4 protein-coding genes and 2 rRNA genes (1 of these 6 only partly in view) are annotated in these 10,666 nt (G+C 67.1%); 2 read left to right on the top strand and 4 right to left on the bottom strand.

What is annotated here, in order from left to right; all coding sequences use genetic code 11:
* A 23S ribosomal RNA gene (locus MW084_RS21600) occupies positions 1-2,507 on the bottom strand (it extends 608 nt beyond the left edge of the window).
* 324 nt (positions 2,508-2,831) lie between these two features.
* Positions 2,832-4,359: ribosomal RNA gene (locus MW084_RS21595) — 16S ribosomal RNA — on the bottom strand.
* Together the 16S and 23S rRNA genes form the textbook arrangement of a ribosomal RNA operon.
* A 672-nt stretch (positions 4,360-5,031) precedes the next feature.
* On the opposite strand from MW084_RS21595, the gene MW084_RS21590 reads away from it, so the two are divergent.
* Positions 5,032-5,481, top strand: a complete 450-nt coding sequence (locus MW084_RS21590) for a PTS sugar transporter subunit IIA (protein WP_010468722.1) — start codon at positions 5,032-5,034, stop codon at positions 5,479-5,481.
* A gap of 85 nt (positions 5,482-5,566) precedes the next feature.
* Complete coding sequence (gene ptsP, locus MW084_RS21585; RefSeq protein ID WP_010468724.1) at positions 5,567-7,237, top strand: phosphoenolpyruvate--protein phosphotransferase; 1,671 nt, start codon at positions 5,567-5,569, stop codon at positions 7,235-7,237.
* Between the two features lie 78 nt (positions 7,238-7,315).
* Here the strand turns inward: ptsP and MW084_RS21580 are convergent, their stop codons facing one another.
* Together MW084_RS21580 and MW084_RS21575 are read right to left on the bottom strand one after the other, a co-directional pair.
* Positions 7,316-8,209: a hypothetical protein gene (locus MW084_RS21580; RefSeq protein ID WP_010468726.1), complete on the bottom strand. Its 894-nt coding sequence runs from the start codon at positions 8,207-8,209 to the stop codon at positions 7,316-7,318.
* A 76-nt stretch (positions 8,210-8,285) separates the two neighbouring features.
* Entirely contained in the window at positions 8,286-10,298 is a 2,013-nt protein-coding gene (locus MW084_RS21575; protein WP_010468728.1) for an acetoacetate--CoA ligase, read from the bottom strand.
* Positions 10,299-10,666: the final 368 nt, after the last annotated feature.

The following is a 10,666-nucleotide window of genomic DNA, read 5'->3' as shown; positions in this document are numbered from 1 at the left end:
GACCTTTGGGCGCCTCCGTTACCCTTTAGGAGGCAACCGCCCCAGTTAAACTACCCATCAGACACTGTCCCTGATCCGGATCACGGACCCAGGTTAGACATCCAGCACGACCAGAGTGGTATTTCAACGGCGACTCCACCATGACTGGCGTCACGGCTTCACAGTCTCCCACCTATCCTACACAAGCCGAACCGAACACCAATATCAAACTGTAGTAAAGGTCCCGGGTCTTTCCGTCCTGCTGCGCGAAACGAGCATCTTTACTCGTAGTGCAATTTCACCGGGCCTATGGTTGAGACAGTCGAGAAGTCGTTACGCCATTCGTGCAGGTCGGAACTTACCCGACAAGGAATTTCGCTACCTTAGGATGGTTATAGTTACCACCGCCGTTTACTGGCGCTTAAGTTCTCAGCTTCGCCCGGACGAATCCAGGCTAACCGGTCCCCTTAACGTTCCAGCACNGGNAGGCGTCAGTCCGTATACCTCGCCTTACGGCTTCGCACGGACCTGTGTTTTTAGTAAACAGTCGCTTCTCGCTGGTCTCTGCGGCCACCCCCAGCTCGGAGTGCAAGACTCGTCACCAGACGTGGCCCCCCTTCTCCCGAAGTTACGGGGGCATTTTGCCGAGTTCCTTAACCATAGTTCACCCGAACGCCTCGGTATTCTCTACCTGACCACCTGAGTCGGTTTAGGGTACGGGCCGCCATGAAACTCGCTAGAGGCTTTTCTCGACAGCATAGGATCATCCACTTCGCCACAATCGGCTCGGCATCAGGTCTCAACCTTCAATGTGTGACGGATTTGCCTACCACACGGCCTACACCCTTACCCCGGGACAACCACCGCCCGGGCTGGACTACCTTCCTGCGTCACCCCATCGCTCACCTACTACCAGTCTGGGCCACCGGCTCCACCACTCCGTGCTTGTCCGAAGACGCACACGACGGCTTCACGGGCTTAGCATCGCTGGGTTCAGCGCTGGCGCTTCAAAGCGGGTACCGGAATATCAACCGGTTGTCCATCGACTACGCCTGTCGGCCTCGCCTTAGGTCCCGACTTACCCTGGGCAGATCAGCTTGACCCAGGAACCCTTAGTCAATCGGCGCACACGTTTCCCACGTGTGTATCGCTACTCATGCCTGCATTCTCACTCGTGAACCGTCCACAACTCGCTTCCACGGCTGCTTCACCCGGCACACGACGCTCCCCTACCCATCACAGCGGGCGTTGGCCCTCATGCTGCAATGACACGACTTCGGCGGTACGCTTGAGCCCCGCTACATTGTCGGCGCGGAATCACTTGACCAGTGAGCTATTACGCACTCTTTCAAGGGTGGCTGCTTCTAAGCCAACCTCCTGGTTGTCTCTGCGACTCCACATCCTTTCCCACTTAGCGTACGCTTAGGGGCCTTAGTCGATGCTCTGGGCTGTTTCCCTCTCGACCATGGAGCTTATCCCCCACAGTCTCACTGCCGCGCTCTCACTTACCGGCATTCGGAGTTTGGCTAAGGTCAGTAACCCGGTAGGGCCCATCGCCTATCCAGTGCTCTACCTCCGGCAAGAAACACACGACGCTGCACCTAAATGCATTTCGGGGAGAACCAGCTATCACGGAGTTTGATTGGCCTTTCACCCCTAACCACAGGTCATCCCCCAGGTTTTCAACCCTGGTGGGTTCGGTCCTCCACGAAGTCTTACCTCCGCTTCAACCTGCCCATGGCTAGATCACTCCGCTTCGGGTCTTGAGCGCGCTACTACACCGCCCTATTCGGACTCGCTTTCGCTACGGCTTCCCCACACGGGTTAACCTCGCAACACACCGCAAACTCGCAGGCTCATTCTTCAAAAGGCACGCAGTCACGAGGGCCCGAAGGCCCCGACGCTCCCACGGCTTGTAGGCACACGGTTTCAGGTACTATTTCACTCCGCTCCCGCGGTACTTTTCACCATTCCCTCACGGTACTATCCGCTATCGGTCACCAGGGAATATTTAGGCTTAGCGGGTGGTCCCGCCAGATTCACACGGGATTTCTCGGGCCCCGTGCTACTTGGGTGTCTCTCCAACGAGCCGCATGAGTTTCGACTACGGGGGTCTTACCCTCTACGCCGGACCTTTCGCATGTCCTTCGCCTACCCATACGGTTTCTGACTCGTCTCACGGCCGGCAGACCGTGAAAGAGAGATCCCACAACCCCGCATGCGCAACCCCTGCCGGGTCTCACACGCATACGGTTTGGCCTCATCCGGTTTCGCTCGCCACTACTCCCGGAATCACGGTTGTTTTCTCTTCCTGAGGGTACTGAGATGTTTCACTTCCCCTCGTTCCCTCCACATGCCCTATGTGTTCAGGCATGGGTGACAGCCCATGACGACTGCCGGGTTTCCCCATTCGGAAACCCCCGGATCACAGCCTGGTTGACGGCTCCCCGGGGACTATCGCGGCCTCCCACGTCCTTCATCGGTTCCTGGTGCCAAGGCATCCACCGTGCGCCCTTAAAAACTTGGCCACAGATGCTCGCGTCCACTGTGCAGTTCTCAAGCAACGACCAGCCACCCACCACCCCCGGACCGAACGTCCGGAGTTCACTGGGGCCGGCGTACCGAAGGCCACGAGCACACGCCCGCACCCTCAGACACCCAACAGCGCGCCCGACAGACTGCCGCTCACCCCTTCCGTTCCACGCTCTCACGAGCAGTACTAGAAAGACCGAACCGGTCACACCTGCCGACTAATCAACGTTCCACCCATGAGCAACCAGCATCGGACGTGCGCCGATGTACTGGCCCCTGACCCGGCCCCCGAAGGGAACCAGGTGAGAAGTGCTCCTTAGAAAGGAGGTGATCCAGCCGCACCTTCCGGTACGGCTACCTTGTTACGACTTCGTCCCAATCGCCAGTCCCACCTTCGACAGCTCCCTCCCACAAGGGGTTGGGCCACCGGCTTCGGGTGTTACCGACTTTCGTGACGTGACGGGCGGTGTGTACAAGGCCCGGGAACGTATTCACCGCAGCAATGCTGATCTGCGATTACTAGCAACTCCGACTTCATGGGGTCGAGTTGCAGACCCCAATCCGAACTGAGACCGGCTTTTTGAGATTCGCTCCGCCTCACGGCTTCGCAGCTCTTTGTACCGGCCATTGTAGCACGTGTGCAGCCCAAGACATAAGGGGCATGATGACTTGACGTCGTCCCCACCTTCCTCCGAGTTGACCCCGGCAGTCTCCTGTGAGTCCCCATCACCCCGAAGGGCATGCTGGCAACACAGAACAAGGGTTGCGCTCGTTGCGGGACTTAACCCAACATCTCACGACACGAGCTGACGACAGCCATGCACCACCTGTATACCGACCACAAGGGGGCGACCATCTCTGGCCGTTTCCGGTATATGTCAAGCCTTGGTAAGGTTCTTCGCGTTGCGTCGAATTAAGCCACATGCTCCGCTGCTTGTGCGGGCCCCCGTCAATTCCTTTGAGTTTTAGCCTTGCGGCCGTACTCCCCAGGCGGGGAACTTAATGCGTTAGCTGCGGCACCGACGACGTGGAATGTCGCCAACACCTAGTTCCCAACGTTTACGGCGTGGACTACCAGGGTATCTAATCCTGTTCGCTCCCCACGCTTTCGCTCCTCAGCGTCAGTAATGGCCCAGAGATCCGCCTTCGCCACCGGTGTTCCTCCTGATATCTGCGCATTTCACCGCTACACCAGGAATTCCGATCTCCCCTACCACACTCTAGCCTGCCCGTATCGAATGCAGACCCGGAGTTAAGCCCGGGCTTTCACATCCGACGCGACAAGCCGCCTACGAGCTCTTTACGCCCAATAATTCCGGACAACGCTTGCGCCCTACGTATTACCGCGGCTGCTGGCACGTAGTTAGCCGGCGCTTCTTCTGCAGGTACCGTCACTTGCGCTTCTTCCCTGCTGAAAGAGGTTTACAACCCGAAGGCCGTCATCCCTCACGCGGCGTCGCTGCATCAGGCTTGCGCCCATTGTGCAATATTCCCCACTGCTGCCTCCCGTAGGAGTCTGGGCCGTGTCTCAGTCCCAGTGTGGCCGGTCGCCCTCTCAGGCCGGCTACCCGTCGTCGCCTTGGTGAGCCGTTACCTCACCAACAAGCTGATAGGCCGCGGGCTCATCCTGCACCGCCGGAGCTTTCCACCGCCATCGGATGCCCGAAGCGGTCGTATCCGGTATTAGACCCCGTTTCCAGGGCTTGTCCCAGAGTGCAGGGCAGATTGCCCACGTGTTACTCACCCGTTCGCCACTAATCCCCCACCGAAGCGGGTTCATCGTTCGACTTGCATGTGTTAAGCACGCCGCCAGCGTTCGTCCTGAGCCAGGATCAAACTCTCCGTGAATGTCTCCCCGTGATCGGGGCGAACCACTCGCGTCGAGCGGAACCGGGGAAAGGAATGATCCCCCCGGTCCTCAGCATCCTCGCTGTGTTCTTCAAAGGAACCACATCCCCGCAGATCCCTGCAGAGACGGGGTTATCAACATATCTGGCGTTGATTTTTGGCACGCTGTTGAGTTCTCAAGGAACGAACGCTTCCTTCGTACTCACCCACCGAAACCTTCCGTGGGCTTTCCTCCGGGCGCTTTCCCTTCGGTTTCTCCAGACTAGCAGATCCGTTTTCCGTCTCCGCCACCCGCTGGAGCGGGCCGCCGGGCCGTTCTCCGCTTTCGCGTTTCCCTTTCCGGCGATTCCGACTCTACCAGGGGCTTTCCGATCCTCTGACCACACCTTCGTCCGGCCACATGAAAATGCGAGCCAATTCCGGTGTAGACCGCTGAGGATCCCGCCCTGGCGGGTCGCTGCCCCACCTCGACCACATGGGGCCGGGCGCCGAGCAGGCCTACGACATTACTCCTGCCCGCCAGTCGAGGCAAATCGCCTCTACGGCCCGGAAGCCCCCGATCGGAGCCTCTCGCACGAGCCCGGCACTGTTCGTGGCATACGCTCCGAAGAGCATACTTTCCGACACGCACAGTGACGGGTGTGTTCGAACTCGCCCCTTGGGAGGCCTTTGATGACCATCGTGACATCGCCCCTCGCCGGGCACGCCGTCGGGCTCGCCGCCGTACCCGACCCGGTGTTCTCCGGCGCCATGGTCGGTCCGGGCACCGCCATCGACCCGGTGCGCGAGCCGGCGACGGCCGTCGCACCCGTCGACGGGGTCGTGGCCTCGCTCCACCCGCATGCCTTCGTGATCGTCGACGCCGGGGGGCGCGGGGTGCTCACCCACCTCGGCATCGACACCGTCCAGCTCGGCGGTGAGGGCTTCGAACTGCTCGTGGAGAAGGGCGACGCCGTCACGCGCGGCCAGGGGATCGTCCGCTGGAGTCCGGCCGCCGTGGAGGAGGCCGGAAAGTCTCCGGTCTGCCCGGTCGTCGCCTTGGACGCCGCCGCGGACGCCCTCGGTGGGCTGCGCGAGGACGGCGAACTGGAGGCCGGCGAGACGCTCTTCGTCTGGGAGTGAGGCCACCGCCGTCCGCGCGGTGGTGTCGAACGGGATGTTCCTCAGGCGACGGCGCCTGCCGCCGCTCGATCGGAGACGGGTGGAGATGGAGACAACGCTGCGCGGTCTCGGCGTGAGCCACGGTGTGGCGATCGGCGAGGTGCGACACATGGGCACGGCGGTACTGGAACCGCCTGCCAGGCGGATTCCCGCCGAGGAGACAGAGCGGGAGCAGAAACGCGCCCGTCGGGCCGTCGATGCGGTGGCGGCCGACCTGACGGCACGGGGCAACCTGGTCGGCGGGGAGGCCCAGCACGTTCTCGAGGCGCAGGCCCTGATGGCGCAGGACCCCGAGCTGATGGCGGACGTGGAGCGGCGTGTCGCCGTGGGCTCGACCGCCGAGCGGGCCGTGTACGACGCGTTCGCCGCGTACCGGACGCTGCTGGCGGGCGCCGGGGAGTACCTGGCGGGACGGGTCGCGGACCTCGACGACGTACGGAACCGGATCGTGGCGCGGCTGCTGGGTGTGCCGATGCCGGGGGTGCCGGACACCGGTGAGCCGTACGTACTGGTCGCGCGCGATCTGGCGCCGGCCGACACGGCGCTGCTGGATCCGTCGCTGGTGCTCGGCTTCGTGACCGAGGAGGGCGGGCCGACCAGTCACAGCGCGATCCTGGCACGGGCACTCGGTGTGCCGGCGGTGGTGGCGCTGCCCGGGGCGTGCGATCTGGCGGAGGGCACCGTGGTCGCGGTGGACGGCGGCACGGGTGAGGTCTTCGTCGAACCGCGTGGCGCGAGGCGTGCCGAGCTGGAGCGGGTCGGGCGGGAGCGCGAGGCCGTCCTGGCGGGGTCGGCCGGGCCGGGCGCGACGTCGGACGGGCACCGGGTGCCGCTGCTGGCGAACGTCGGCGGCCCGGCGGACGTGCCGGCGGCGGTGGCCGTCGGAGCCGAGGGGGTCGGGCTGTTCCGTACGGAGCTGCTGTTCCTGGAGGACGGTGGGCGGGCGCCGTCCGGAGAACGGCAGGTCGGGGCGTACCGGGAGGTACTGGAGGCCTTCCCCGGGGGGCGGGTCGTCGTGCGGGTGCTGGACGCGGGTGCGGACAAGCCGCTGGCGTTCCTGTCGCCGGCGGACGAGCCGAACCCGGCGCTCGGCGTACGGGGGCTGCGGGCGCTGCTGGACCGCCCCGAAGTGCTGCGGGCGCAGCTTGCCGCGCTGGCGGAGGCGGCCGAGGGGCTGCCGGTCCGCCTGGAGGTCATGGCGCCGATGGTGGCGGACCGGGCGGACGCGAGGGCGTTCGCGGAGGCGTGCCGCGAGGCGGGGCTGGGGGCCGGGTGCGGCGCGATGGTCGAGATCCCCGCGGCGGCGTTGCGGGCGCGGTCGATCCTGCAGGAGGTCGGGTTCCTGTCGTTGGGCACGAACGATCTGGCGCAGTACGCGTTCGCGGCGGACCGGCAGGTGGGCGCGGTGTCGCGGTTCCAGGACCCGTGGCAGCCGGCGCTGCTGGACCTGGTCGCGGCGGCGGCCGGGGCGGCGCGTGCCGAGGGCAGGGGATGCGGTGTGTGCGGTGAGGCCGCGGCCGACCCTCTGCTGGCCTGTGTGCTGGTGGGTCTGGGCGTCTCCTCCCTGTCGATGGGTGCGGCGTCGATCCCCCGTGTGCGGGCGGTACTGGCGAGGTACACGCTCGCGCAGTGCGAGCGGGCGGCCGCCGCGGCGCGCGCGGCCGACTCGGCGGAGGGCGCGCGGATCGCCGTGCGGGCGGTGCTGTCCGGCGAATGAGGCCGGTGCGCCGGGGGTGGGGCCCTTCCGCGTGCGGGAGGGCCCTTTCGCGTTCCCCCGGTCGGTGGCGGGGTGCGGTCAGTGGTGGGTGGGGCGGCCGTCGTCGGGGGCGAGGTCGAAGCCGGCGCGGTACTCGACGCCCGGTTCGGGTGGGAGGGGATCTCCGGTGTCGGCGTCGGTGCAGTAGGCGTTGAAGACCTCGGCCTCGGTGAGGGGGACGAGGCGGCCGTGGTCGAGGCGCCAGCCGTGGAGGCGGTCGGGGGCGCCCGGGGTGCTGGTGCGCAGGACCAGTCCGCCCGGGGTGGCGCGGGCGATGCCGGCGGCGAGGACGGTGAGGAACGCCGTGCCCTCGGCGGAGTCGAGGCGGGCGGGCTCGGGGGCCGAGCGGTCGGTGCGCAGGGCGGCCAGGAGCTGGTCGTCGGCGGCGGGGATGCTGCAGACGAGTTGGTGTGCGCCGGGTCCCGCCTCGTCGAGGAGGCGCAGGACGGCGCGGGACGCCTGTTCGAAGGCCGCGCGGCCGATGTCCTCGCCGCAGTCGGCGCAGCGGCCGGCGTCGTCGAGGAGGAGGGTCGCGTACTGCTGGGTGGCGTGGCGCACGGCGGCGTCGACCAGGAGGGGTACGAGCTCGTCGACGGGCTGCCCGGTGTAGGGGACGCGGACGCCTCTGGCGGCGATCTCGGCGGTGTACCGGGTGCGGCCGGCCCGGGTGTCGGGGTCGAGGCCGGTCTCGGCGCAGTAGGCGGCGTACTCCTCGGGGTCGAAGAGGGTGACGGTGGTGTGGGTGCCGTCGGCGGCGAGGGTCTTGAGGAGGTGTTCGACCTCGCGGAGGTAGGTGGGGTGGTCGTCGAAGGTGAAGGTGCGGTACCGGCGCATGGCCGCGAAGTCCCGTGCGTCGGTGAGGAGGCCGAGTGTGGCCGGTGCTTCGCGGCGCAGGGCCTGCCGCAGGGCTGTGGTGCGGGTCGTGTGTGCCATCGGTCCCCCTGGTGGTCGGCTGCTACTCGATGCTCACTCAGAGTAACCAGGGGGACTGACAGTGACGGCGGGCCGGTCAGTTGGCGGGGCGCTGGGCGCGCCGGCGGGCGAGGTCCTCGTAGAAGCGGAGGAGGTCGAGGTCGTCGACGGAGCCGGGGTTGACCGCCTTGTCGAGGGGGGTGCCCTGGAGGAGCCGCTTGACGGGGACCTCGATGCGCTTCCCGGTGAGGGTGTGGGGGACGCCGGGGACCTCGATGATCTCGTCGGGGACGTGGCGGGGCGAGAGTTCGGCGCGGATGGTCCGCTTGACGCGCTCGGTCAGGGCGTCGTCGAGGACGGCGCCGTCGGCGAGGTGGACGAAGAGGGGCATCCAGTAGCCGCCGTCGGGCTCCTCCAGGCCGATGACGAGGGACTCCTTGATCTCGGGGAGGCGTTCGACGGCTTCGTAGATGTCGGCGCTGCCCATGCGGACGCCCTGCCGGTTGAGGGTGGAGTCGGAGCGGCCGTGGATGACGACGGAGCCGCGGTCGGTGAGGGTGATCCAGTCCCCGTGGCGCCAGACGCCGGGGTAGGTGTCGAAGTAGCTGTCGTGGTAGCGGCTGCCGTCCGGGTCGTTCCAGAAGTGGATCGGCATGGACGGCATGGGGTTGGTGACGACGAGTTCGCCGACCTCGCCGACCAGGGGCTTGCCCTGGGGGTCCCACGCCTGGAGGTCGGTGCCCAGGCAGGGGGCCTGGAGCTCGCCGATGTGGACGGGGAGGGTGGGGACGGCTCCGGCGAAGCAGCTGCACACGTCGGTGCCGCCGCTGACGGAGGCGATCCACAGGTCGGCGCCGTTCTCGGCGAACTCGTCGTGGAGCCAGCGGAAGCCGTCGGGCGGAAGGGGCGACCCGGTGGTGGCGACGCACTTGATCCTGGACAGGTCGTGGTCGCGGGAGGGGTGGACGCCGGCCTTGCGGCAGGCCATGACGTAGGCGGCGGAGGTGCCGTAGAGGGTGGCCCCGGTGCGTTCGGCGACGCGCCACTGGGCGTCGACGGCGGGGTGGCCGGGGCTGCCGTCGTAGAGGACGACGGTGGTGCCGGTGAGGAGGCCGGAGACGAGGAAGTTCCACATCATCCAGCCGGTGGAGGTGTACCAGAAGAACACGTCGTCGGGGCCGAGGTCGCAGTGGAGGCCCAGCTGCTTGAAGTGCTCGAGGAGGATGCCGCCCTGGGACTGGACGATGGCCTTGGGCAGGCCGGTGGTCCCGGAGGAGTAGAGGATCCACAGCGGGTGGTCGAAGGGGACCTGCTCGTACCGGGGGGCGGCGGCGCCCGAGGTGAGGGCGTCCCACTCCAGGGCGCCCTCGGGCGCGTCGGTGCCGAGGAGGGGGATGTGGACGACCGCGCGGAGCGTGGGCAGTTCGCGGCGGAGCTCGGCGACGGTGTCGCGGCGGTCGTGCTCCTTGCCGCCGTAGCGGTAGCCGTCGACGGTGAACAGGACGACGGGTTCGACCTGCTGGAAGCGGTCGAGGACGCTGCGGGCGCCGAAGTCGGGGGCGCAGGAGGTCCAGACGCCGCCGACGGCGGCGGTGGCGAGGAGGGCGGCGGTGGCCTGCGGGATGTTGGGCAGGTAGCCGCTGACGCGGTCGCCGGGGCGCACGCCGAGGGCGCGCAGCTCGGCGGCGAGGGCGGCGACCTGGCGGCGGAGTTCGGCCCAGGTGACGGGCGTCGGCTCGTGGGTCTCGTCGACGTGGAGCAGCGCGGGGGCGTCGGGGCGCTCGTCGGCGGCGCGCAGGGCGTGCTCGGCGTAGTTGAGGGTGGCTCCGGGGAACCACTGGGCGCCGGGCATGGCGCGGTCGCCCAGCACCCGTGTGCCGGGGGTGCCGAAGCGGACGTCGAACCACTCGGCGACGGCCTGCCAGAAGGTGTCGAGGTGGTCGACGGACCAGCGGTGGAGCGCCGGGTACCCGCCGCCCGCGGGGGCTCCGTGGCGCTCCGCCGCCCAGGCCTGGAAGCGGGTGACCGCGGCGGAGGCGATGCGGTCCCGGTCCGGCTGCCAGAGCGGCTCCGGCGGCTCGGAGTGCGCTGTCGCTGACGTCGATGTCATGGGGTGTGCTCCCTGGCTGTACGCGGATCTGCGTGTGTCCCGCGCACGGGCTGGGTGTGCGCGTGACGCGGCTGACAGGGACGATGCCATGGGAGCGTGTTTCGCACCAGCTCCCCCTCTTCGCGGTCGGCGGGCTGAACATGTGATCTCCCCCCAGGTGAACGGTGGTTGAACGCCTCACGTACGCGCCTCGGCGGGTGGCAGGGTGATCGACATGGAAGGTCGTGAGCTGGTGCGTTCGATGTGGGTGTTCGGCAGGGTCCGGGGGGCGCGGGCCCTGCGTTCGGTGTGGCGGCACCGCGGGGCTGACGCCGCGGGGCTGCCGCGGCGGGGCCCGGAGCGGGCCCGGGTGCCGGGGCGGGTGGTGG

The organism is Streptomyces sudanensis, from assembly GCF_023614315.1.
GTDB lineage: Bacteria > Actinomycetota > Actinomycetes > Streptomycetales > Streptomycetaceae > Streptomyces > Streptomyces sudanensis.
This window is presented reverse-complemented; position numbering and strand designations above follow the sequence as displayed.

Excerpts from the sequence above, each read along its gene's own strand:
- MW084_RS21590 (WP_010468722.1), top strand. The coding sequence starts at position 5,032 with ATGACCATCGTGACATCGCCCCTCGCCGGGCACGCCGTCGGGCTCGCC.
- ptsP (WP_010468724.1), top strand. The coding sequence starts at position 5,567 with ATGGAGACAACGCTGCGCGGTCTCGGCGTGAGCCACGGTGTGGCGATC.
- MW084_RS21580 (WP_010468726.1), bottom strand. The coding sequence starts at position 8,209 with ATGGCACACACGACCCGCACCACAGCCCTGCGGCAGGCCCTGCGCCGC.
- MW084_RS21575 (WP_010468728.1), bottom strand. The coding sequence starts at position 10,298 with ATGACATCGACGTCAGCGACAGCGCACTCCGAGCCGCCGGAGCCGCTC.